Annotated in this window: 18 protein-coding genes; 15 read left to right on the forward strand and 3 right to left on the reverse strand. The window is 70.8% G+C overall.

Translation table 11 applies throughout. The annotated features are described in order from the left end of the window. Window positions 1-73 precede the first annotated feature (73 nt). From AB0B28_RS01495 to AB0B28_RS01530, 8 genes are all read left to right on the forward strand, one after another. A complete protein-coding gene (locus AB0B28_RS01495; protein WP_360114624.1) occupies window positions 74-1,105 on the forward strand; it encodes a DUF916 domain-containing protein in 1,032 nt (343 codons plus the stop codon). Further along, window positions 1,102-2,592, forward strand: a complete 1,491-nt coding sequence (locus tag AB0B28_RS01500; protein ID WP_360114627.1) for an anchored repeat ABC transporter, substrate-binding protein — start codon at window positions 1,102-1,104, stop codon at window positions 2,590-2,592. The genes AB0B28_RS01495 and AB0B28_RS01500 overlap by 4 nt, the downstream gene beginning before the upstream one ends. Then, a complete protein-coding gene (locus AB0B28_RS01505) occupies window positions 2,589-3,980 on the forward strand; it encodes a TIGR03773 family transporter-associated surface protein (protein ID WP_360114630.1) in 1,392 nt (463 codons plus the stop codon). The genes AB0B28_RS01500 and AB0B28_RS01505 overlap by 4 nt, the downstream gene beginning before the upstream one ends. After that, entirely contained in the window at window positions 3,970-4,737 is a 768-nt protein-coding gene (locus tag AB0B28_RS01510) for an anchored repeat-type ABC transporter ATP-binding subunit (RefSeq protein WP_360114633.1), read from the forward strand. Before AB0B28_RS01505 ends, AB0B28_RS01510 begins: the two co-directional genes overlap by 11 nt. Next, window positions 4,734-5,624, forward strand: a complete 891-nt coding sequence (locus AB0B28_RS01515) for an anchored repeat-type ABC transporter permease subunit (RefSeq protein ID WP_360114636.1) — start codon at window positions 4,734-4,736, stop codon at window positions 5,622-5,624. Before AB0B28_RS01510 ends, AB0B28_RS01515 begins: the two co-directional genes overlap by 4 nt. Window positions 5,625-5,747: 123 nt before the next feature. Beyond that, on the forward strand, window positions 5,748-9,872 hold the full coding sequence (locus tag AB0B28_RS01520; RefSeq protein WP_360114639.1) for a bifunctional nitrate reductase/sulfite reductase flavoprotein subunit alpha: 4,125 nt from the start codon (window positions 5,748-5,750) through the stop codon (window positions 9,870-9,872). A 51-nt stretch (window positions 9,873-9,923) separates the two neighbouring features. After that, window positions 9,924-10,307 (forward strand): nuclear transport factor 2 family protein, encoded by a 384-nt coding sequence (locus tag AB0B28_RS01525; RefSeq protein ID WP_360114642.1) that lies wholly within the window; start codon window positions 9,924-9,926, stop codon window positions 10,305-10,307. 94 nt (window positions 10,308-10,401) lie between these two features. Beyond that, window positions 10,402-10,932 carry a DinB family protein gene (locus AB0B28_RS01530; protein ID WP_360114644.1) on the forward strand — a complete coding sequence of 177 codons (531 nt, stop codon included), beginning with the start codon at window positions 10,402-10,404 and terminating at the stop codon, window positions 10,930-10,932. A 51-nt stretch (window positions 10,933-10,983) separates the two neighbouring features. Here the strand turns inward: AB0B28_RS01530 and AB0B28_RS01535 are convergent, their stop codons facing one another. After that, window positions 10,984-12,075 (reverse strand): M23 family metallopeptidase, encoded by a 1,092-nt coding sequence (locus AB0B28_RS01535; protein ID WP_360114647.1) that lies wholly within the window; start codon window positions 12,073-12,075, stop codon window positions 10,984-10,986. Between the two features lie 297 nt (window positions 12,076-12,372). Further along, window positions 12,373-13,032: a DUF998 domain-containing protein gene (locus AB0B28_RS01540; protein ID WP_360114649.1), complete on the reverse strand. Its 660-nt coding sequence runs from the start codon at window positions 13,030-13,032 to the stop codon at window positions 12,373-12,375. 132 nt (window positions 13,033-13,164) lie between these two features. On the opposite strand from AB0B28_RS01540, the gene AB0B28_RS01545 reads away from it, so the two are divergent. From AB0B28_RS01545 to AB0B28_RS01565, 5 genes are all read left to right on the forward strand, one after another. Then, complete coding sequence (locus AB0B28_RS01545; protein ID WP_360114652.1) at window positions 13,165-14,721, forward strand: SDR family oxidoreductase; 1,557 nt, start codon at window positions 13,165-13,167, stop codon at window positions 14,719-14,721. 141 nt (window positions 14,722-14,862) lie between these two features. Beyond that, window positions 14,863-15,915, forward strand: a complete 1,053-nt coding sequence (locus AB0B28_RS01550; RefSeq protein ID WP_360114655.1) for an iron ABC transporter permease — start codon at window positions 14,863-14,865, stop codon at window positions 15,913-15,915. Continuing rightward, window positions 15,912-16,700: an ABC transporter ATP-binding protein gene (locus AB0B28_RS01555; protein WP_360114658.1), complete on the forward strand. Its 789-nt coding sequence runs from the start codon at window positions 15,912-15,914 to the stop codon at window positions 16,698-16,700. Before AB0B28_RS01550 ends, AB0B28_RS01555 begins: the two co-directional genes overlap by 4 nt. Further along, complete coding sequence (locus AB0B28_RS01560; protein WP_360114661.1) at window positions 16,697-17,695, forward strand: ABC transporter substrate-binding protein; 999 nt, start codon at window positions 16,697-16,699, stop codon at window positions 17,693-17,695. The genes AB0B28_RS01555 and AB0B28_RS01560 overlap by 4 nt, the downstream gene beginning before the upstream one ends. Further along, window positions 17,692-18,933 carry an MFS transporter gene (locus AB0B28_RS01565; RefSeq protein WP_360114664.1) on the forward strand — a complete coding sequence of 414 codons (1,242 nt, stop codon included), beginning with the start codon at window positions 17,692-17,694 and terminating at the stop codon, window positions 18,931-18,933. The genes AB0B28_RS01560 and AB0B28_RS01565 overlap by 4 nt, the downstream gene beginning before the upstream one ends. On the opposite strand, the gene AB0B28_RS01570 is transcribed toward AB0B28_RS01565, so the two are convergent. After that, window positions 18,896-21,220: an FdhF/YdeP family oxidoreductase gene (locus AB0B28_RS01570; protein ID WP_360114667.1), complete on the reverse strand. Its 2,325-nt coding sequence runs from the start codon at window positions 21,218-21,220 to the stop codon at window positions 18,896-18,898. The two genes, AB0B28_RS01565 and AB0B28_RS01570, sit on opposite strands and share 38 nt — an antisense overlap. Window positions 21,221-21,398: 178 nt before the next feature. Here AB0B28_RS01570 and AB0B28_RS01575 point away from each other — a divergent pair, with 178 nt between their 5' ends. Then, window positions 21,399-23,831: an ATP-dependent Clp protease ATP-binding subunit gene (locus AB0B28_RS01575; protein ID WP_360114670.1), complete on the forward strand. Its 2,433-nt coding sequence runs from the start codon at window positions 21,399-21,401 to the stop codon at window positions 23,829-23,831. Continuing rightward, window positions 23,832-24,461 carry a DUF1345 domain-containing protein gene (locus AB0B28_RS01580; protein ID WP_360114673.1) on the forward strand — a complete coding sequence of 210 codons (630 nt, stop codon included), beginning with the start codon at window positions 23,832-23,834 and terminating at the stop codon, window positions 24,459-24,461. Window positions 24,462-24,501: the final 40 nt, after the last annotated feature.

Here is a 24,501-nt window from a genome sequence, read left to right on the forward strand (position 1 = left end):
TCCCACCCCACCGGCGGGCGGCCCGATCACTCCCCGGGCCGCCCGCCCCGAACCGAGAGACCCCCGAAGCCGCATGTCCTCACGATCCGCAGTCCGCGCGCTCCTCGCCCTTACCTTCGTCGCCGCGCTCGCCATCGCCGCTCCCGCGACCGCGCAGGACCAGGCCCCGGCCACCTGGGGCGTAGGTCCGTCCAGTCAGGACGGGCCCGACGGCCGAGCCGCCTTCGACTACGCCCTCGACCCCGGCCAGAGCCTCGTCGACTTCGTCGGGGTCTCCAACTTCGGGACCGAGCCGATCACGCTGCGGCTGTACGCTTCCGACGCCTTCACCAGCGAGTCCGGGGCGTTCGACCTGCTCGCGTCCGATCAGGAGAGCGTCGACGTCGGGTCGTGGATCGGGTTTAACGAGCAGGTCCTCACCATCGCCCCGCAGACCCGCCTCGACGTGCCGTTCGCGCTCCACGTCCCCGCCGACGCGACCCCCGGCGACCACGTCGGCGGCATCGTCGCGGCCCTCACCGAGGAGTCGACCGACGCCACCGGTGACGCCGTCCTCGTGGAGCGCCGCGTCGGCGCCCGCGTGCACCTGCGCGTCTCCGGCGAACTCGATCCCGCGCTCACACCCGACATCGACCACCTGACCTACCACTACGAGCCGAACCCGGCCTCGCCTGGATCGGCGACCTTCGACTACGAGGTCGAGAACACCGGGAACGTCAGGCTCGGGGGCCAGCTCATCGCCCGCTTCTCCGGACCGTTCGGGCTGCTCGAACGCGAGGTCGTGGTCGCCGAGCTCCCGCAGATCCTCCCCGGCGACCGCTTCGAGGGCACCGCCGAAGTCGACCGGCTCTGGCCCCTGCTGCGCCTGGACGCCGAACTCCTGGTCAGGCCCGAAGCCGTCGACCCCGCCGACGCCGAGTCCCGCATCCCCTCCTCCAGCCACGAGGAGACCCTGTGGGCGCCGCCCTGGCCGCAGGCGGCCGTCCTCATCGCGCTCGGACTCCTCGTCCTCGTCTGGGCGAAGCTCCGCAAGCGCCGCAAGGCGAACGCCAAGCCGAAGCCCGTCGTCGACGAACCCGAGCCATCGAAGGAGACCTCCGAATGAAGCTGACCCTGACCGCCGTCACCGCGGCCGCGCTGCTGGCCGGGTGCACCGGCGCCGGAGCCGACTCGGGAGGCGTCCAAGTCGTCGTCTCCACCGAACTGATCAAGAACTGGGTCGAGGAGATCGGCGCAGGCCGGGTCCACGTCGAGACGATCGTGCCGCCCGGCGGCGACCCGCATTCCTACGAGCCGAGCCCGAGGGACGCCGCCACCGTCGCCGGAGCCGACCTCGCCTTCACCAACCACCTCCTCCTCGAAGACCACCCGCTCATCAAGCTCTTCGACACCAACGTCCCCGAAGGCTCCCCGAACATCGCCCTCGCCGAGAACGCCGAACCCTACGGCGCCAAGCTGCTCCCGTTGGTCGAGAACATCACCCTCGACACCGTGTGGCTCGGCTTCGGCGTCCGCGGCCAGACCCGGGACCGCGCCGCCGAGATCGACGTGCACCTGACCGGCTACTCAGGTCCCGGCCAGGCCTCGATGTTCCTCACCGACGCCTTCGGGACCCCCGAGATCTACTGGAACACCGCCGACGGCCTCTCGGATGAGGACGCGATCACGTTGCCGCCCAACGCGCACACGCACGTCAACTGGACCTTCAGCGAACCCGGTGTGTACACCCTGGACATGGCCGCGACCCTCACCGACGCCGGGGCGGTCACCGAGGAGGGCACCGGGACCTTCACCTTCGCCGTCGGCGTCAACCCGCGCGAGGTCCGGCCCGGGGCCACGGTCATCGACGGCGGCCACGTCGACCTCACCGCCGACCTCGACACCGGGGAGTTCTTCGCCCGCGACGACGACCGCGGCGAACTCGCCGCCGCCGACGTGGTGATCGACGTGCCCACCAAGGCCGTCGAGCAGATCCCCGACGGCGACCTGTTCGCGTTCCTCGGCGAGGCGGGCGACGACGTCTACCAGCTCCCGCAGGCCGTCCTCGGCAAGCACGTCCACGGTGAGATCGACCCCCACGTGTGGCAGTCCGTCACCAACACCAAGGCCTACGTGCAGGTCATCACCGACGCCCTCGTCGAGCTCGACCCGGGCGGCCGCGAGACCTACGAGCAGCACCGGGACGCCTACCTCGCCGAACTCGACGACCTCGACGCCGAGGTGGCCGCCGCGATCGACGCCATCCCCGAGGAGCACCGCCAATTGATCACCACCCACGACGCCTTCGGCTACCTCGCCGACGCTTACGACATGCAGATCGCCGGATTCGTGGTGCCCAACCCCGCCGCCGAACCCAGCGCCCGCCAGGTCGAGCAACTGACCGCGACCATCGCCGACCTCGACGTCCCCGCCGTGTTCGTCGAACCCAACCTGCACGCCCGCGCCTCCGTGCTGCGCCAGGTCGCCGACGACCTCGGCGTCCAGGTCTGCACCCTGCACGGCGACGCCCTGCCCCAAGACGCCCCGACCTATATCGACATGATGCGGCAGAACGCCTCCGAGCTGAGCCGCTGCCTTGGAGGAGACCGATGAGAAAACACCTGACCCTGATCGCCGCGCTCGCGGCGGCCCTACTGCCCGCCGCGGCCGCGCAAGCCCAAGCGCCCGAAGGCATCGCCGAGTTCGACACCACCGGGACCGGCGTCGCGATAGACGGCCCCGCGACGCTCGCGACCGTCCCCTCGCTCGTGCCCGACCGGGAGGACTTCGCGTTCCTCGGCGAGGCGGGCGACCTGGTCTGGATCGCGGGCGCCGACGCCGAGGGGAACTTCCCCACGCTCGACGCCTCCGCCGCCGACACCGACCTGACGTTGGCGCTCGATAAGACCGAAGGCCCCGGCGACGCCTGGCTGTACACGTTCACCGGCCCCGGCCTGGCCGAACCGCTCGCCTCCACCGAGGACGACGAGTCGTTCGCGATCCCGGCCGGGACCACCGCCGCCGTGGTCCTCGCCGTGGACGAGCCCGGCCGGTACACGATCGAACTCGCCGCTCGCGAGAACGTCGGCCACGCCTCGGTCGCCACCACCCGTGGCCAGGCCGCGTCCTCGACCACCGCGACCTACACGCTCACCGCCGCACCCGCCACCGTCGAAGAGGCCCAGGCCATAGCCGACCCAGCTGACCGCAACGGCTCCGCCCAGGCCGACACCTCCTGCACGACCATCGCCGAGGGCCACATCGACATCGGCCCCCGCTTCGCGGACGGCACCTGGACCGCGCAGCTCCGCGACGATACCGCCTCCGAATCGGTCTGGCGCGACCTCGAAGACGTGGTCCTCACCGTCCCCGATGCGTCGCTGTTCCCGATCCCCGAGGGCTACGACTTCCTCGGCGCGCCCGGCGACGAGATCTACCTGCTCCCGCAGGTACAGGCCGCGGGCATCGTGTGGCCCGGCTGGAACACGCAGGACAAGTCCGTGATCGACGCCGTTCCCGGCTCAGTGGACTGGAACCTCACCGCCGTCGACGGCCCCGGCGAGTTCACCCTCTTCCTCTCCAACACCTTCGGCGGAGCCGAAGTCCTCTTCGACTCCTCGGCGGCGCTGCCGCAGACCGTCAGCGTCCCCCGCAACACCCACGCCCACGGCAACTGGACGTTCTCCGAACCGGGCGTCTACCTGCTCACCGTCGAGTTCACCGCCACCACCGGCGACGGCGAGACCGTGACCGACACCAAGAACGTGCAGCTCGCCGTCGGCGACGCGACCGACCCCGGCGACGCCTGCCACGGCGAGGGCGGCAGCGCAGGCAAGGACACCGACAACGGCGGCGACGACGGCGGCTTCCTCCCCACCACCGGCACCGGCTGGCTCCTGTGGGGCCTGGGCGCCGCCGCGATCGCCGTCGTCGTCGGCGCGACCATCATGTTCGCCACCCGCAAGCGCCGCAACGCCTCCGGAGACGCCGATGGGAACTGACGCCCTGCGCGCCGAAACGCTCACCGTCTCGCTCGGCGGCCGACCCGTCCTCGACCGCGTCGACCTGGCGGTCGCCGCAGGCGAGACGGTAGGCCTCATCGGCCCCAACGGGGCCGGCAAGACCACACTCCTGCGAGCGGTCCTCGGACTGGTCAAACCCGATGGCGGCACGATCGCGACCGGCCCCGGCAGGCCCGGCTACGTCCCCCAGAAGCACGAGTTCACCTGGGACTTCCCGATCACCGTGCACGGAGCGGTCCTCAACGCCCGCAACAGCACCCGATGGCCCTTCCAAGCGACGGCCCGCAAGCTTCGCCGAGGCCCGGGCACCCGCCGGGCCGACCGCGACGCCGCCGGGGCCGCGCTCGACCGCGTCGGCCTCGCCGATCTCGCGCACCGGCCCGTGGGGGAGCTCTCCGGCGGCCAGCGCCAACGCGTCCTGGTCGCCAGGGCCCTGGTCCGCGAACCCGGACTGCTGCTGCTCGACGAGCCCTTCACCGGCGTCGACGTCCCGACCCAGGAACTGCTCACCGAACTCCTGGTCCGCCTCGCCGCCGAAGGCACCGCGGTCCTGATGACCACCCACGACCTCGCGCAGGCTCGCTCGACCTGTTCGCGCCTGTGCCTGCTCAACCGCACCGTCGTCGCCGACGGCCCGCCCGCCGAGCTGTCCGACCCCGACCTGTGGCTGCGCGCCTTCGGCGTGGCCGCCTCCGGTGAACTCAAGGCCCTCCTGGCCGGAACGGACGCCCGATGATCGAATGGCTGGCCGAGCCCTGGTCGCACCTGTTCATGCAGCGGGCCTTCGCGGTCGCGGTGATGGCCGCGGTCGTCTGCGTCGTGGTGGGCGCCTTCGTGGTGCTGCGCGGCATGGCCTTCATCGGCGACGCGGTCGCGCACGCCGTGTTCCCGGGCGTGGCGATCGGCTTCGTGCTCCACATCAACCTGACCCTGTCCGGCGCGGTCGCCGGAATCGCCACGGCGCTGGCGATCGTCCTCATCAGCCAGACCCGCAGGCTCAAGGAGGACACGGTGATCGGCGTGTTCTGGGCCGCCGCGTTCGGCCTGGGCATCGTCATCGTCTCGACCCAGGACTCCTACACCGGCGACCTCGCCTCGTTCCTGTTCGGACAGATCCTCGCCCTCGGTGACGGCGATGTGCTCACCGTCGCGATCGTCGGGGCCGCGCTGGTCGCGGTGACGTTCCTGCTGCGCCGCCCGCTCATCGCGGTCAGCCTCGACCGCGAGACCGCCCGCGCCTCGGGGCTCCCGGTTCTGGCGCTCGACATCGTCCTCTACGTCATGGTCACCGCGGCGATCGTGGTCTCGCTCCAGGCCGTGGGCAACATCCTCGTGCTCGCACTGCTGGTGACGCCCTCGGCCGCGGCCCGCTTCCTCACCGACCGCCTCGGCACCATGATCGCGGTCGGCGCGGCGGTCGCGATGTTCGGCGCCGTCGCGGGCCTGTACCTGTCCTTCTACTACGACCTGGCCGCCGGAGGTCTGATCGTCCTGGTCATCACCGGCCTGTTCCTGCTCGCCTGGCTCCTCGCGCCTCGCCACGGCCTCCTCACGCGCCGGCGAAGTGCGCTCCCGACCGCTTCTCACTTATCTAGAGATATAACTCGAATGCGAGCTATTTAGGCTCTTCACGCCTGTCGCGGGTCCGGGTGAGCGCCGTGAAACATGGCGCCGATTTCTGCGACATGAGTCCGTCACAGACCCGGCCTACGGTCGAGGCCGACCGGTTCTGGTGGAGGGAGCGCTATGGCGGCAGGCGGCGCGGGAGTCGAGGACTCGCGGGTGCGGACGGCGTGTTCGTACTGCGGGGTCGGGTGCGGGATGGTCCTGGACATCGCCCGCGACCCAAGCGGTCTGCGGAGCGTGGCCAAGGCGTCGGGCGACAAGTTGCACCCGGCGAACCGGGGCCGGTTGTGCACCAAGGGCGCCACGACCGCGGACATGCTCGCCGCCCCCGGGCGCCTCGCGACCGCGCTGATCCGGCCCGAGCGTGGCGCCGAACCGATCCCGGCCTCGCTCGACGAGGCGATCGCCGAGACCGCGGCGCGGTTCCGCGCGATCATCGACGAGCACGGCCCCGACGCGTTCGCGCTCTACGTCTCCGGTCAGATGAGCCTCGAAGCCCAGTACTTGGCCAACAAGCTCACCAAGGGCTACGTCGGCACCAACCAGATCGAGTCGAACTCGCGCCTGTGCATGGCCAGCGCCGGGACCGGCTACAAGCTCTCGCTCGGCGCCGACGGCCCGCCCGGGTCCTACGACGACTTCGACCATGCGGACGTGTTCTTCGTGATCGGCTCGAACATGGCCGACTGCCACCCGATCCTGTTCCTGCGCATGATGGAACGCGTCAAGGCCGGGGCGAAGCTCATCGTCGCCGACCCGCGCCGCACCGCCACCGCCGACAAGGCCGACCTGTTCCTGCCCGTGGGGCCCGGCACCGACCTCGCCCTCCTCAACGGCCTGCTCCACCTCCTGGTCGAGAACGGCGACATCGACGAGGCGTTCATCGCCGCCCACACCACCGGCTGGGACGGCATGCCGGACTTCCTCGCCGAATACACCCCGGGCCGCGTCGCCGAGCTCACCGGGATCGCCGAGGCCGACCTGCGCACGGCGGCCGCGTGGATCGGCGAGGCGGGTGCGTGGATGTCGTGCTGGACGATGGGCCTGAACCAGTCCACGCACGGCACCTGGAACACCAACGCCCTGGTCAACCTCCACCTCGCCACGGGCGCGATCTGCAAACCCGGGTCAGGGCCGTTCTCGCTGACGGGGCAGCCGAACGCCATGGGGGGCAGGGAGATGGGCTACATGGGCCCGGGCCTGCCCGGCCAGAGGTCCGTGCTCGCCGACGCGGACCGGGCGTTCATCGAGGACCTGTGGGAACTGGAGGCGGGGACGATCCGCGCCGACGGCGTCGGGCGCGGCACCGTCGCGATGTTCGAGGACATGGCCGCCGGGAAGATCAAGGCCTGCTGGGTCGTCTGCACCAACCCGGTCGCCTCGGTCGCCAACCGCAAGACCGTCATCGCCGGGCTGGAGACCGCCGAGTTCGTGGTGACCCAGGACGTCTTCACCGACACCGAGACCAACGCCTACGCCGACATCGTCCTCCCCGGAGCATTGTGGACCGAAGCCGAAGGCGTCATGATCAACTCCGAACGGAGCCTGACCCTCGCCCGGCCCGCCGCCGACCCACCGGGTGAGGCCGAGGCCGACTGGCGGATCATCGCCCGCGTCGCGACCGCCATGGGCTACAACGGATTCGACTACGCCAGCGCCGAGGACGTCTTCGAAGAGCTCAAGCGCGCCTACAACCCGCACACCGGGTGGGACGTCCGCGGGGCCACCTACGAGCGGCTGCGCGAGGAGGGCCCGGTGCAGTGGCCCGCGGCCCCGGACGGCCCGGCGCGCAACCCGATCCGCTACCTCGACTCGGGCGGCCGCCCGGTGTTCCCCACGCCCACAGGCAAAGCGGTGTTCTTTCCGCGCCCGCACCTCGACGCCGCCGAGATGCCCGACGACGACTATCCGTTCACCCTCAATACCGGCCGCGTCCAGCATCAGTGGCACACGCTGACCAAGACCGGGAAGGTCGCCAAGCTCAACCGGCTCAACCCCGGTCCGTTCGTCGAGGTCCACCCCGATGACGCTGGGCGCCTTGGCATCGCCGAAGGGGACGCGGTCGAGGTCGCCTCGCGGCGCGGCAAGGCGATCCTGCCCGCTGTGGTCACTGACCGGGTCCAGCCGGGCTGCTGCTTTGCGCCGTTCCACTGGAACGACCTGTTCGGCGAGTATCTGAGCGTCAACGCCGTCACCTCGGACGCCGTCGACCCGCTCTCCTTCCAGCCCGAGTTCAAGGTCTGCGCGGTGGCACTGGCCAAGTCGGCCGCCACGGTAGTCGTCACGACCCCAGTACCCGCCGAGAAGTCCATAGGGGACCAGCCTGGATCACTGGCCTCGGCCCTCGGCATCGCCGACACGCCGCCTCCCGAACTCGATGAGCGCGAGCGGATCTACCTCTCGGGCTTCCTGGCCGGCATCGCTCCCGGCGACCTCGGCGTCCCGGTCCTGCCGCCCTCGGCCCCGCTGCGTCCCGCGCAGGCGCTGTGGGTCGACGGGCTGCTGGGAGGCCACTTCTCTCGCGAGCGTGTCGCCGCGCCCGCCGAAGGCGCGGAGCCGAATCCGGGTCGGGACGTGCTGGTGCTGTGGGCCTCCCAGACCGGGAACGCCGAGGGCTTCGCGGCCGAGACCGCGCAGCGGCTCACCGCCGCCGGGCACCGTGTCGCCTTGCGCGGCATGGATGAAGCCGACCCGGCCGCCCTCTCCGGGGCCGGGGAGGTCCTGCTCGTCACCAGCACGTTCGGCGACGGCGACGCCCCCGACAACGGCGCCGGGTTCTGGGAGGGCATCAGCGCCGCCGAAGGCCTTGAGGGCCTGCGCTACTCGGTGCTGGCCTTCGGCGATTCGTCCTATGACGACTTCTGCGGCCACGGCCGCCGCCTCGATCAGCGCCTCGAAGCCCTGGGCGCGACCAGGATCGCCCCGCGCGCCGACTGCGAGCCCGAGTACGAGACCACCGCCGCCGCCTGGCTCGACCAGGTGCTCAGCGCGCTCGCCGAAACCCGCTCCGACGCCACGGGCGCCTCCGTCAAGACGGCCGCGATCGGTGCCCACATCGGCTCGACCGTCGCCGTCCCCGAAGCTTCGGTGTCCTCGCGAAGCGCCGCGCCCGCCGCTCCTCGGGCCGTGGCCTCGGCGAAGCCGGTGCCCGCTCCGCTCGTCGGCAACCAGCTCCTGAGCCTGCCGGGCGCGGCCAAGGAGGTCCGGCGGTTCACCTTCGACCTGTCCGACACGCCTCTGACGTACGAGGTCGGCGACGCGCTCGCCGTGCGTCCGGTGAACGCGCCCGCCCTCGTCGAGGAATGGCTGGCGCGCACCGGCATCGACCCCGCTGCTCCCGTCACGCTCGACGGCCCGGGCACGGTCGCGTTCGCCGAGGCTCTGACCGAGCACCTCGACATCGCCCGCATCTCCACGGACCTGCTCCGCTTCGTCGCCGACCGGACCGCAGACCGCCGCCTCCACAAACTGCTGCGCCCCGACAACGACGGCGAGCTCGCCCAGTGGTCCTGGAACCGGCAGGCCGCCGACCTCATCGGCGAGCACCCCGTCGAGGCGACCGCCCAAGCCTGGGCCGATGTGCTCAAACCCCTTCGGGCACGCCAGTATTCGATCTCCTCCAGCCCGCGCACCGATCCCAACACCGTGTCGCTGACGGTCTCGGTGCTGCGCTATGAGAGTCCTTCGGGGATCGCCCGGGGCGGGGTGTGCTCGGCGTATCTCGCCGATGCCGATCCCGGCACGCTCGTCCCGGTCAGAGTCCAGTCCGCGCCGCATTTCAAACCCCCGGCCGACCCCGCGGCCCCGGCGATCATGGTCGGCCCCGGGACCGGGATCGCCCCGTTCTACGGTTTCCTCCACGACCGCCGCGCCAGGGGCGACCGGGGCGCGAACTGGCTGTTCTTCGGCGAGCAGCGCCGGTCCACCGACTTCTACTACCGCACCGAGCTCGAAGCGATGCGCGAGGACGGGGTGCTGCGCCGCCTCGACACGGCCTTCTCCCGCGACCAGCGCGACAAGGTCTACGTCCAGGACCGGATGAGGGAGCACGGCCACCACCTGTGGTCGTGGCTGGAGAACGGCGCCCACTTTTACGTGTGCGGCGACGCCGCTCGGATGGCCAAGGACGTCGACCGCACCCTGCGCGACATCGTGGCCGTCCACGGAGGACTCGACGCCGACGCCGCCGCGGCCTACGTCAAGCGCCTCGCGGCCGAGAAGCGCTACGTCCGCGACGTCTACTGACCGCCGGGCGTGGCGGAATCGCCCGGGTGTGGCGTGAGACGATGGTTGGTGATGAATCAACCTGTAGAAGACTCACTTGTGGCCGCCGAGGCTGAACTCCAACGCGCGCAACTGGCGAGCGATGTCGCTGCGCTGGAAGCATTGCTGCACCCTGACGTCGTGTACGTCGCTCCCGACGGGGCCGAGTACGACAGGTCGCAAGACCTCGAGTCGCACGCTTCCGGGCAGCTTCGACTGACGAGCCTGGAGCAAGTCCAGGGATCCGCCCGCCAGTTCGGCTCGACGGGAGCCACCCGAGCCCGAATCAAACTCGCCGGCCTCGCGGGCGGCGCACCGTTCGAAGCGGAGATGCTCTACACCCGCACCTGGGTATTCGACCAGGGCAGATGGCAAGTGGTCCAAGCCCAAGGAACAAGCCTCCCACCCTCGGCCTGACCGCGAAGGACTCGCCTGACGGCCGAAGTCGCATTGGGGAGCCACGCGCAATCAGATCTGCGGAGATGTCGGGGCCGTCGTCTATGGTGGCCCGATGTCGAGTGATATGTCTATTGAGCAGGGTCGCGACCAGCGTGTCCAGCGGCCTCCGCTGGCGGATGAGCGCACTACGTTGGCGGCGTTCTTGGGGTGGCATCGCGACACTCTGGAGTTGAAGTGCAGCGGACTGGACGCCGAAGCGCTTGCTCGTCGTGCCGTGGGGCGGTCGGCGTTGTCGTTGTTGGGGCTCTTGCGCCATGCGGCCGAGACCGAGCGGTTCTGGTTCCGGCGGGTGATGGCGGGGGAGGAGGCGCCGCCGTTGTTCTCGTCTGCGGACGGGGCGTTCGATGAGGCGGTGGCCGATCTCGAGTCGGTGGCGCGGGCATGGCAGGCCTGGCGTGCCGAGGTGGCGTTCGCCGAGCGGTTCGCCGCCGAGGCCCCGGATCTCGATGCCATCGGTCACGAGCCCGGTGAGGGGCCGGTTTCGTTGCGATGGGTGCTGCTGCACCTGCTGGAGGAGTACGCCCGGCACAACGGTCACGCCGACCTGCTCCGCGAGCAGATCGATGGTGCTGTGGGGCTTTGACCTGCTTCCTGACCGCGAAGGCCTCACCTGACGGCCCGGCTGGAGGCTGGGTCAGTCGATGACCACCGAGTGCTTTGCCATGAACTCCAAGGGCTCGGTGGCGTTGCCCGATTCGGCGGGGGCGCCGCCGGTGTGGGTTTGGAAGTGGAGGTGCGGGGCTCCGGAGTTTCCGGAGCTGCCGACGTAGCCGATGAGCTGGCCCGCGGCGACGGTGTCGCCGACCTTGACGAGCGGTTGGGACATCATGTGGCAGTAGCGGGTCACGGAGTCGTCGGGGTGCTCGATGTCGACGTACCAGCCGCAGCCCAAGACTTCGGGCGAGCCGTCGACGTCGCACGAGTACGGCTCGCCGTCGAGCGAGGCGTTGCACTTCGAGCGGACGACGGTGCCCGCGGCGGCGGCGAGGATCTCTGCGCCCTTCTCGGCGCCGATGTCGATCCCGTCGTGGCCGGGGCGGTCGGGGGTGCGGTAGCCGCCCCAGAGGTCGCCGGCGGGCAGCGGGTCCACCCACTCGCCGAGGACCGGCGTGCAGGTCACGTGCGCGTCGAAGGCCGCCACGAGCTGCTCGGCGGTTCCCTGGAACCGCGAGTAGGCGGCCGGGGAGTCGGCGCCGAGCGCGGCTTGCGCGGCCTCGCCGGGGTCCATGGTCTGCCAGCCGTCGACCGCGACGAGCCGGTCGTAGAACTTCCCGGCGGCCCGCCCCGGGTTCATGAGCTCGCCTACGGTGCCCCATTCGTCGCCGGGCGCCTGCCGGAAGATGCCGACGGCGTCGTCGCCGTTCCCGACCCGGTCGTACGAGTAGTACAGGGACCCGTCGACGCTCTTGTCCGCGTAGTTGTACATCCGCGACTCGGTCCGCGCGGCCATGAGGCCGATGATCGCGGCCCGGTCGCCCAGGCCCCGCTCGGCGGCCGCCATGTACACGTCCGTGGTGTTCGCGACCTGCGTGTCGTTCCAGCCGGTGGCCCCGACGACGGCGGACCGCAGGGCCGCGGCGTCGTCGACGACGCACTCGTGCAGGCCGCCGACGCTGGCGGAGGAAGTGGCGTTCGAGGTGCCGTTCGCGCTCGCCTGGCCCGAGACCGAGAGGGCCAGCACGAGGACGCAGACGGCGCCGAAGACGGCGGTGACGATTTTCGACATGAGTCGGGCTCCCGCATCAGGGTTGTCGGGGACTGCACAGAACTGCGGATCGAGGGGCGAGCACGTCCTCGCCGAAAATCGCGGTTCGGAGCATCAACCGTAAAGCAGAATCATTCAGATGCGAATAGTCGCGGCCAGTGGATGGCTCACAATCCCCGATCGCACGCGTACGAGTGGGGAAGTTATCAGCGTTGATCGATGTCGTATGGGGTGTGAGGTCGCAGAACGCATGCATGGTAATTATCCAGCGGGATATGCGGATCTCGATGCGTCAGTGCCTCGAGACGATTGAATGTCTCATTCGAAAGAACGCCCACTCGATTCGAGACGCCCGCCCGCAAGCGACAGTGCCAACGCCGTCATCCACGCGAAGCCGACGAGGAGCGCCGCCCGCTGATAGAGCCCGCCATAGGGCGCGAAGGCTTCGGTCTGGGCGAACCCGAGGCTCGCCAGATGGATCAGCACCGCGAAGGCCGCGGCGGTGACGAAGGAGCAGACCGCCCACACCCACGAGATCCGAACGAAACGGACGCCGAGGACCACGCTCGCCCCGATGAGCGCGGCGAACCCGAGCACCGAGAACAAGTCGTGCAAGGCCCCGACCATGGTGTATTCGATCAGGTCGGAGGTCCCCGGCGGGTAGCCGCTCACCGGGTCCGACTCGAAGACGCCCGCACCGACGAGCCCCACACCCCAGACGCCCAGAAGCAGCCCGCCCCACAGCGGCCCCCGCCCCGGCCCGAGCGCCCGCCGGACCCCGACGGCGAGCGCGACGATCAGCAGCCCCGTCACGATGAAGTTGACGACCTGAACCCACCCGGGCCCGCCGATCGCCAGCGAGCTGATCGGATGCCGAACCGGGTCGTACCCGGCGCGTACCAGGCTCTGCACCGTGGACGCCACGAGAAACACCGGCCCCGCGGCAGCACCGAGCAGCAGCAGTCTCCGAGTCGACAAACGCATCGAGGGTGCCCTTCAGGGGTGGAAGTCCTCCAGCGTAAGCGCCTCACAGTCACCCCACATGTGCCAGAAGTCAGGGAACCACCGCCCACCGGTGTGCGACGCTGACGGGGCAGGGGGGCGGCGGAGATGGGCGATCTGGACGTGGCGGCTCCGACCGGGGCCGAGCCGCTGTACCGCTGGAAGCCGGGGCAAGGCGGCGAGACGGCGCCGCTCGTGCTGCTCCTCGGAGCGACCGGGTACATCGGCGGGCGGCTCCTGCCGCGGCTGTTGAACGCCGGGTACCGGGTGCGGGTGTTGACGAGGAGCCCGGAGCGGGCGCGCGGGTTCGCCGAGTCCGAGGCCGTCGAGGTGGTGCAGGGAGACGCCGGCGATGCGGCCGCGGTGCGTGCGGCGATGGACGGCGTCCGGTTCGCCTACCACCTGGTCCATTCGATGACCGGGCATCGCGATTTCCGGCGTCTCGACCGCGAGATCGCCCGCAACGTGGCCGAATCGGCCGCGGAGGCTGGGGTACGGCGCTTGGTGTACCTCGGCGGGCTCACCCCGCGTTCGGGGCCGCTGTCCGTGCACTTGGCCTCGCGGCGCGAGGTGGGGGAGATCCTCGAACGGTCCGGGGTGCCCGCGCTGGTGTTCCAGGCGGGCGTGGTGATCGGCTCGGGGTCGGCGTCGTTCGAGATGATCCGGCACTTGACCGAGGTGCTGCCGGTGATGCCCGCGCCGCGCTGGGTCCGCAACCGCATCCAGCCCATCGCGATCCGCGACGTGCTGCACTACCTGCTGTGCGCGCTCAAGCTCGAGGACGCGAGCGGCACGGTCGACATCGGCGGCCCGGACGTGCTGCGCTACGACCAGATGATGAATGGCTACGCGAGGATCGCGGGGCTGCCGCGACGCCGGATCTGGGCCCTGCCGGTGCTCACGCCCCGCCTCGCGTCGCACTGGGTCGGGCTGGTGACGCCGGTGCCGCGCAGCCTCGCGCGGCCGCTCGTGGAGTCCCTTCAGCACGACTGCGTGATGCGCGACCACCGCGTCGACGACCTCATCCCCAGGCCGCTCGAAGGCCTCACCTCGTACGACGACGCGCTTCGGCTGGCGCTCAGCCGGATCGAGCTCGACCGCGTCGAGACGAGCTGGGTCGACGCCGCCGTGGCGCAGGCGCCGAGCGATCCGCTGCCGAGCGACCCCGAATGGGCCGGTCGGGTGGTCTACACCGATGCGCGTACGGTCGAGACGACCGCGAGCGCGGAGGCGCTGTGGCGGGTGATCGCGGGCATCGGCGGCGAGAACGGCTGGTATTCGACGCCGCTGCTGTGGGCACTCCGGGGCTGGGCCGACCGCGTCTTCGGCGGCGTGGGCCTCAAACGGGGACGCCGGAGTCGTTCGGGTCTGCGGGTCGGGGACGTGGTCGACTTCTGGCGCGTGGAGGTCTGCGAACCGGGCCGGCTGCTGCGACTGCGGGCTGAGATGCGGCTCCCCGGACTCGCCTGGCTGGACCTGGCGTGCGAGACCGGGACGCGCACCAGCTACCGCCAACGGGCCGTGTTCTTCCCGCGCGGCCTTTCGGGGCGGCTCTACTGGCTCGCGGTGCTCCCGTTCCACGGCCTGGTCTTCTCCGGCATGGCCCGCCGGATCGTCGCCATCGCCGAGAGCGAAGACCGCCCCTCCGGGCCCCTGCACCGATGAGGGCCGAAAGCCCAGGCAGTCGGGTTCCCAACGTCTGGAGTCGTAGTCGATAACGACAACGGTTTTCATTGCTGTTAGAGTCGGCGTGCACTGAGCGGCCGTGCGTCTGCGGTCGCTCTTCTTCGACTTCGAGTAGGAATCTTGACCGCCACCCTGTCCCGAGTATCTGCCCTCAAGCGGCCGGTCGCTGTCGTGTTCGCTCTGGTGGTGGCGGGTGTGGGCGTTGTGGTCGTGTCCGGTGCGACCGGGACTGTGGACGTGAGTGTCGGCGAGTCGTTTCGGATCGTGCTCGGGCATCTGGTGCCGAACCTGCCGTGGATGAGCGATGGCAGTCTGACGCCGTTGCAGGATCAGGCCGTGTGGCGGTTCCGGTTGCCGCGCACGCTGCTCGCCGGCATCGCCGGGGCCGGGCTGGCGCTTGCCGGGGCGCTCATGCAGGCTCTGGTTCGCAATCCGCTCGCCGAGCCGTATCTGCTCGGGGTTTCGGCCGGGGCCGGGGTCGGGGCCGTCGCCGTGATCACCTTGGGCGCCAGCGCCGCCGGCCTCACCCTCAGCGGTGCCGCGTTCGCCGGGGCGCTCGCGGCCGCCGTGGCCGTCTACCTGCTGGCCCGCCAAGGCGGGCTCGTCGCCCCGACCCGGCTGATCCTCTCCGGCGTCGCCCTCGGGGCCCTGCTCAGTGCCGTCACCAGCTATCTGACGATCACCACCGAGGCCCAGAACGTCTTCAGCATCCTGTTCTTCCTCCTCGGCAGCGTCGCGGCCGCGACCTGGGTCAAACTCGCGGTCCCCGCCGCCGCGCTCGCCGTGGTGTTCGTGTTCGCGTTGCTGCGCAGCCGATCCCTGAACGCCCTCCAAGTGGGGGACGAGACCGCGACCATGCTCGGCGTCGACGTGAACCGCTTCCGCAGCCAACTGCTCGTCGCCTGCGCGCTGCTCACCGGCGCGGTGGTCGCCGTCAGCGGCGGCATCGGGTTCGTGGGCCTGATCGTGCCGCACGTCAGCCGCATCGCAGTCGGCGCCGACCACCGCCGGATGCTGCCCGTGGCCGTCCTCGGCGGGGCCGTGTTCCTCATGGCCGCCGACCTCGCCGCGCGCACGGTCGCCGCGCCCACCGAGATCCCGATCGGCATCGTCACCGCAGTGGTGGGCGCACCGTTCTTCCTGTGGCTCATGCGAAGAGGTCGGCGCCGATGAGGATCAGCATCGACGACCTCTCGATCGACCTCGCCGGCCGCCGCATCGTCGACCGCGTCTCCCTCCACGTCGAACCGGGCCAACGGCTCGCCCTGTTGGGCCCCAACGGTTCCGGCAAGTCCACCCTCCTGCGCGGCCTCTACCGCCTCCACCGCCCCGCTTCCGGTTCGATCCGCGTCGGCGACGCCGACCTGTGGCGGCTCGACGCCCGATCCGCCGCCCGGCGGATCGCCGTGGTCGCCCAAGAAAGCGCCGCCGAGCACGACCTCACCGCGTTCGAGGTCGTCATGCTCGGCCGGGTCCCGCACCAGAGGGGCTTCGGCGCCGACAGCCCCGCCGACCTCGCCGCCGCCGAGACCGCACTGGAGCGCGTCGGCGCGCTCGACCTCGCGGCCCGCCCCTTCGCCGTCCTCTCCGGCGGCGAGAAGCAGCGGATCCTCCTGGCCCGCGCCATCACCCAGGACTGCCCGGTGCTCGTCCTCGACGAGCCCACCAACCACCTCGACGTGACGTTCCAACTCGAACTCATGCGCCTGGTCGCCGACCTCGGGCTCACCACCGTCGCCGCCCTCCACGACCTCAACCTCGCCGTCGAGTACTGCGACGCCGTGGCCGTCCTCAAAGGAGGCCGCCTCATCGCCTCCGGCGACCCGGCCGCCGTCCTCACCGCCGACCTCATCGCCGAGGCCTTCGCCGTCCGCGCCGACCGGATCACCCACCCCGCCACCGGGCGCCCGCACTTCGCCCTGAGCCCCCTCACCGCACCCGAAAGGAACACCGCATGAACACCCGTCCCGCCGCCGTCGCCATCACCGTCGGCGCCCTCTTCGCCTTGAGCGCCTGCGGTTCCGACGTCGCCGACGCCACCACCGAGGCCACCGGCCAGACCCTGACCATCGAGAACTGCGGCCGCGAACTCGTCCTCGACGCCGTGCCCGAAGCCGTCGTCGGCCTCAGCCCCACCCAGACCGAGCTGCTCCTGCGCCTGGGCCTCGCCGACCGCATCGCGGCCCAGGCCCAGACCGCCACCGCGCCGCTCGACGACAGCCTCGCGCCCCTCGCCGCCGACATCCCCGTCATCAGCGAGGACACCCCGCCCACCCGCGAGACCCTCCTCGACGTCGAACCCGACTTCGTGTACTCGCCCACCGACTACGAGTTCACCGCCGAGCAGGGCTTCGCCAGCCTCGACCAGCTCGCCGAAGCCGGCGTGGCCGCCTACACCGCGACCGGCGGCTGCCCCGAGCGCCGCATGGAAGGCACCGTCGACGACCTGTTCACCGACCTGGACAACCTCGCGCAGATCTTCGACGTCGAAACCGAAGCGACCGCGCTGGCGGACGAAGCCCGGGCCACGCTCGACGACGTCGCGAGCCGCATCGCCGACCTGGACCGCCCCACCGTGGCCCAGATCTACGTCGAAGGCGCCGCCCTCACCGCGATCGGCGCGGGCATCGAGTACGACATGATCGCCCGCGCCGGAGGCGACAACGTGTTCGGCCCGGGCGACCCCGAGTTCGCCTCGTTCTTCGCGGCCCAGATCAACCCCGAGGCCTTGGCCGCCGCCGACCCCGACGTGATCGTGTTCGCCGCCAGCGACGCCGAGCACGAGCAGGCCACCCGCGACTACCTGGCCCGCACCCTGCCCGACCTCAGCGCGGTCACAGGCGACCGCATCGTGGTCATCTCCGGCTCCGACGTCTACCCCGGCTCCCTGGGCAACATCGACGCCGTCCACACCATCGCCGCGGGCCTCCACCCTGAGGCCTTCGCGGCATGACCGCGACCCGGACGGGCCGTGACCTGCTTGCCCTCCCCGGATTCCGCCGCTGGTACGCCGCGCGCATGACCAGCCTGGTCGGCACGGCCGCCTCCGGGGTGGCCGTGCCGATGCTGGTCTGGGACCGCACCGGTTCGGCCACCGCCACGGCCGCCGCGTCGGGCCTGGCCCTCGCCCCGTACCTCCTGTTCGGACTGTTCGCTGGCGCGTACGCCGACCGGCTCGACCGGCGGCGGCTCATGGTCGGCGCCGACGCGGCCGCCGCCGTGCTGCTCGCGACCGTGCCGCTGGCCGCGCTCTTCGGCACGGTCACCGCCGTGCACGTGCTCGCCGTCGTGGTCCTCACCGGCACCGCGTTCGTGTGGTTCGACGCCGCCGCGTTCGGGGCACTGCCCCAGATCGTGGGCCCCGGCGGTCTCCAGCGGGCGAACTCGCTGATCTTCTCCACCTCGACCGTGGTCGGCATCGCCGCGCCCGCACTCGGCGGCCTGCTCGCCAGCGTTGCTGGACCCGAGACCGTACTGGGCCTCAACGCGTTCACGTTCGCCGCCTCAGCGCTGCTCCTGCGCGGCTTGACCCTGCCCGAACGCCCCGCGGCCAAGGCCGCGAGCATCGGCGCCGACATCGCCGAAGGCCTGCGGTTCATCTGGTCCGAGCCGCGCATCCGCGCTCTGACGTTCGCGGGCTTCGGGATCGCCTGCACCGGCGGCGGCGCGCTCGGCCTCATCGTGGTCCACGCCCACGAACTCCTGCACGTCCCCGATTGGAAACTCGGCCTGCTCTACAGCGCCACCGCCGCAGGCTCGCTCCTCGGCGCGATGTTCCTGACCCGCTGGACCGCCCGCTTCGGGCACGGGCCGGTCTCGATCGCCGCCTACCTCACCGAGCTCGCGATGGTGATCGCCCTCGCCGCGGCCGGTCCCGGCCCGGCGGCGTTCGCGCTCGCGGTCGCGGCCTGGATCGCCTGGGACGCGGCCCATACCGCGGCCGTGGTCAACGGCATCACCGTCCGCCAGCTCCTCACCCCCGACGCGTTGCAGGGCCGGGTGAACACGACCGGCCGCATGATCGCCTGGGGCGGCGCGCCGATCGGCGCCCTGGCGGCCGGGGGACTGGCCGACCTCGTCGGCGTCCGCAACGCGTTCCTCCTGCTGGCGATTCCCGTCGCAGCCGGAGCGATCCTGCTGCTCGCGTCCCCGGTCAGGCGCTTGCGGACGATCGCGCCGCCACGATCGTGACCTTCACATGCTTCATGAGCGGCTGGTCGCTCTGGAGGCTGTAGTCCTCCAGCGCGCATAGGACGTTCATCTCCGGCATGTACCCGGCCGCGCAGCCGCGCGGCAGGTCGTACGGGATCGCCAAGTACCCGTTGAGGTGCCGCTCGCTGCCGTCCTTGGCCACGCTGGTGATGTCGACGGGGTCGAACTTCGCGAGCCCGCGCTCGTCCATGTCCTCGGCGTTCATGAACACGAGCGTGCGGAGACGCTTGACGCCCCGGTAGCGGTCGTTGTCGGAGTAGATCGTGGTGTTCCACTGGTCGTGCGACCGCATCGTGCCGAGGGCGAGCATGCCCGGCGCGGGCACCACGTCGGGCAGGTCGGCGGTCGAGAACTCGGCCGAGCCCGACGGGGTATGGAACACCAGCTCCCTCGCGGGCTGCTTGATCCGGAACCCGAGCGGGAGTCGCACGCGCCGGTTGAAGTCCTCGAAGCCGTCGAGGACCTTCGCCATGGTGTCGCGGATGCGGTCGTAGTCCTCGACGTACCACTGCCACGGGGTGGGACTGCCCGGCAGTGCCGCATGAGCGAGCCCGGCGATGATCGCCGGTTCGGAGCGCAGGTGCGGCGACGCGGGCTTCTTCATCCCGACCGACAGGTGCACCATGCTCATCGAGTCCTCCACCGAGGTCTCCTGCACGCCCGCGACCTGGTGGTCCTTCTCGGTGCGGCCCAGGCACGGCAGGATCAGCGCCCGGCGGCCGTGCACGAGGTGGCTCCGGTTGAGCTTGGTGCTCACCTGGACGGTCAACTCGCAGTTCCGCAGCGCCGCATACGTTCTCGGCGTGTCGGGCGCGGCCAGCGCGAAGTTGCCGCCCATGCCGACGAACACCTTCACGTCCCCGTCGAGCATCGCCTTGATGGTGCCCACGGTGTCGAGCCCGTGCTCGCGGGGCGGCTCGATCGAGCAGACCTCCGCGAGCCGGTCGAGGAACTCCGGCTTCGGCCGGTGGTCGATGCCGCACGTGCGATTGCCCTGGACGTTGCTGTGGCCGCGCACCGGCGAGGGGCCCGCGCCCTCGCGTCCGAGGTTCCCCCGCAGCAGCAATAGGTTGACGATCTCGCGCACGGTGTCGACGCCGTGCTCGTGCTGCGACACGCCGAGGCACCAGCTGATGATGCTGCGGTCGGCCTCGCGGTAGACCTCCGCGGCTTTCAGGATCTCGGCTCTCGCGAGCCCCGACTGCGTCTCGATCAGCTCCCAAGGGGTCGCCTCGCACAGCGCCCGGTAGGCGTCGAAACCGGTGGTGTGCCGTTCGATGAACTCGCGGTCGACGGCCTTCTCGTCGTGCGCGGCGCGTTCGAGGACCGCTTTGGCCATGCCGCGCAGGAGCGCCATGTCGCCGCCGATGCGCACCTGGAGGTTGAGCGTGCTCGTCGCGGTAGCCCGGAAGGTCGCCATGTCGGCGAAGTCGTGCGGGATGATCGCGCGCCGCGCGGCGGCCTCGACCAGCGGGTTGACGTGCACCACCTGCGCGCCGCGGCGGTGGGCCTCGACCAGGGCCGTGAGCATCCGCGGCGCGTTGGACGCGGCGTTGACCCCGAGGATGAACAGCGCGTCGGTAGCCTCCCAGTCTTCGAGGTCGACGGTGCCCTTGCCGGTGCCCAGCGCGGCCTGAAGGGCCCGGCCGCTGGCCTCGTGGCACATGTTGGAGCAGTCCGGGAGGTTGTTGGTGCCCAGCTCGCGGGCCATGAGCTGGTACAGGAACGTGGCCTCGTTGCCGAGCCGCCCCGAGGTGTAGAACGACGCCTCGTCAGGCGAGCCGAGCCCGCGCACGACCTCGCCGAACAGCGCGAACGCGTCCTCCCACCCGATCGGCACGTAATGGTCGGTATCGGGGTCGTAGACCATCGGCTCGGTCAGGCGGCCCTGCTTCTCCAGCGCGTAGTCGCTCCATCCGGACAGCTCGGTCACCGTGTGGGCCGCGAAGAACTCGCGCTCGACCCGCTTGTGGGTCATCTCCCAGGTGACGTGCTTGATGCCGTTCTCGCAGATGTCGAGGTGCAGGCCCTTGCGGTCGTCGGGCCAGGCGCAGCCGGGGCAGTCGAAGCCGCCGTTCTCGTGGTTCATCCGCATGATCGCGCGCGGGCCGTCGATGAACGTGCGTTCGCCGACCATGAATCGACCGACGCCCTTGGCCGCGCCCCATCCGGCGGCCGGATGGTGGTAGGGGCTGGACTTCGGCTTGCCGTCGGAGTCGGGGCCGACCCGGTGCTCCATCGCTTCGGGGTCGTCGGGAGTGCTCATCACTGGCCTTTCCGGTGCGACGTCGCCCCGGATCTTACGCGCCCGCCGTCCCACTCCGGCCGTTTCCGCGCAGGTCAGGTGTGCCATTCCGGTTGGAAATCCCGCCGAACCGCGCATGCTCGCGGAGCGTTGCTGCGAGTCTGAGGTGACGCTTCCGCTCGCACGAAAGGCGACTGCCATGGCCGACCAGTGGTTCTCCCGAGACCCCTTCGACGACATCCTGAGCCGGTTCTTCGACTCGGGCGCGGGCCGGGGCCAGGTCCAGCGCGTCGACCTCGGACGGCTGCTCAGCGACGACGCTCGGGCGCTCATCGTGGCCGCCCAGGACACCGCCGAGGCGCTCGGCGCCTCCGAGATCACCCCTGAGACGCTCCTGCTGGCCGCCGCCGAGAACGAGCCGACCCGGTCGATCCTCGACGAGTCCGGACTCGACCCCGACAAGATCGCCGAGCAGATGCGCGGCCTGGCGCGACAGGACGGGCCTGAGACCGGCGACCTCTCGCTCAGCCCGGCCTCGAAGCAGGTCCTGCGCACCGCCCAGCAGCAGGCCGCCCGCGGCGGGTCGAGCTACATCGGGCCCCAGCACCTGCTGCTCGGCATCGCCGCGCTGCGCGACAGCCCCGCCGCCGGGGCCCTGGTCGGCCCCCAGCTCGAAACCCGCGACGCCAAGGGCCCCAAGGCCGCCGAGTCCGATACGCCCACACTCGACGAGTTCGGACGCGACCTCACCGCGGCCGCGAAGGCCGGCGACGTCGACCCCGTGGTCGGCCGCGCCGACGAGATCGCCCAGACCGTCGAGATCCTCTCGCGCCGCCGCAAGAACAACCCCGTGCTCATCGGCGAGCCCGGCGTCGGCAAGACCGCGATCGTGGAAGGCCTCGCGCAGCGGATCGTCAACGGCGACGTCCCCTCCACACTGGCCGGACGCCGCGTGATCGCCCTCGACCTCGGCGGCATGGTCGCCGGCACCAAGTACCGCGGCGACTTCGAAGAGCGCATCTCCAAGCTCCTCGACGAGGTCAGAGAACACTCCGACGAGGTCGTGGTCTTCATCGACGAGCTCCACACCCTCGTCAACGCCGGATCGACCGGCGACGGCTCGATGGACGCCGGGAACCTCCTCAAGCCCGCGCTCGCCAAAGGCGAACTCCACGTCGTGGGCGCGACCACGATCGACGAGTACCGCAAGCACATCGAGAAGGACCCCGCGCTGGAGCGCCGCTTCCAACCGGTCATGGTCGCCGAGCCCTCCGTGGACGACACGATCGCGATCCTTCGCGGCCTCGCCGACGTCTACGAGGCCCACCACCAGATCGAGTACACCGACGAGTCCCTGGTGGCCGCCGCCGAACTCTCGGACCGGTACATCACCGACCGGTTCATGCCCGACAAGGCCATCGACCTCATCGACCAGGCCGGGGCCCGCGTCCGCCTGCGCGTCAAGACCCCCGACGCCGACGCCCGCGAAGCCGAGGAGGCCCTCGCCCGCCTCGAACGCGAGAAGGAGTCGGCCGTCGCCGACGAGGACTACGAGCGCGCCGACCGCCTCAAGAAGCAGATCGCCGAGCAGCAGGCCGCCACCGGCGACGCGACCCCCGACCACCCGGAGGTCACCGTCGTGGACATCGCCGAGGTCGTGTCCCGCCAGACCGGCATCCCCGTCGCCGAGCTCACCGCCGAGGAGAAGCAGAAGCTCCTCAACCTCGAAGGCACCCTGCACGACCGCGTGATCGGCCAGGACGAGGCCGTGAGCGCCGTCGCCGAGGCGGTGCGCCGCTCGCGCGCGGGCATGGCCGACCCGAACCGGCCCACCGGCTCGTTCCTGTTCCTCGGCCCCACCGGCGTCGGCAAGACCGAGCTGTCGAAGGCCCTCGCCGACGCCGTGTTCGGCGACGAGGACCGCATGATCCGTTTCGACATGGGCGAGTTCCAGGAGAAGCACACCGTGTCGCGCCTGGTCGGCGCGCCTCCCGGCTACGTCGGGTACGAGGAGGCCGGGCAGCTCACCGACAAGGTCCGCCGCCAGCCCTACTCGGTGGTCCTGTTCGACGAGATCGAGAAGGCCCACCCCGACGTGTTCAACGTGCTGCTCCAACTCCTCGACGACGGCCGCCTCACCGACGCCCAAGGCCGCACCGTCGACTTCAAGAACACCATCGTGATCCTCACCAGCAACATCGGCTCCGACCTCATCCTCGCCGCCACCGACGAGACCATCGAGGACCTCGAACCGCAGCTGATGGAACGCCTGCGCAGCCACTTCCGACCCGAGTTCCTCAACCGCATCGACGAGATCATCGTCTTCAAGCGGCTCGATCGCGACCAGCTGCGCCAGATCGTCACGCTCGTCCTCGGCAAGACCGAGCGCCTGCTCAAGGCCCAGGACGTGGGCCTTGACGTCACCGACCGAGCCAAGGACCACCTCGCCGAGATCGGCTACGACCCCGAGTTCGGGGCCCGGCCGCTGCGCAGACTCGTGCAGCGCGAACTCGACAACCGCCTCTCGAGCCTGCTCATCGAAGGCACCGTGGTCCCCGGGGACACCGTGCGCGTCGACCTCGCCGACGGCAGACTCGACATCGGCGTCGAGCATCCCGAGCCCGAGCACTAGATGGCGACCGTCCCGAGCTCGGCGACACCGCGACTGGCCCTCGCGCTGGTCGTCGGCGTCGCCACGGGGTTCGCGACCGGCCTGGTCGCGAACCCCGCGCTCGGCGTCCTCGTCGGCATCGCACTCGCCGCCGGGGCGTTCGCCGTCGCCGGCTGGATCGCGCTGTGGCCGATGGACGCCGAAGCGACCGAGCGCAACGTGACCCGAGAGGACCTGCGCCCCTTCGCGGACGAGGTGCTCGTGGTCGCGCTCGCCCTCGGCGGGCTCGGCGGCATCGTCACGCTCCTGCTGCTCGGCGACGACGCCACCGCGTTCCTCGCCGCCGCCACCGCGCTGCTCGGCGTCTTCCTCTGCTGGGCCGCACTGCATCTGATGTACGCCACGCGCTACGCCGAGATCTACTACGCGGGCGGCGGCGGCATCGACTTCAACACCGACGACCCGCCCGCCTACCGCGACTTCTTCTACTTCAGCTACAACCTCGGCATGACCTACCAGGTCTCCGACACCGACGTGTCCGACTCGAAGATCCGGGCCGTGGCCCTGCGCCACTGCCTCATCTCGTACGTGTTCGGCGCGGTCATCCTCGCCACCACCATCAACCTCGTCGCGGGCTTCTTCACCACGTGAGCCGCCATTCGGTACACAATGGAGTCTCCGACCGGAAGGG

Source organism: Glycomyces sp. NPDC046736, assembly GCF_040645615.1.
In the GTDB taxonomy this organism is placed as follows: domain Bacteria; phylum Actinomycetota; class Actinomycetes; order Mycobacteriales; family Micromonosporaceae; genus Glycomyces.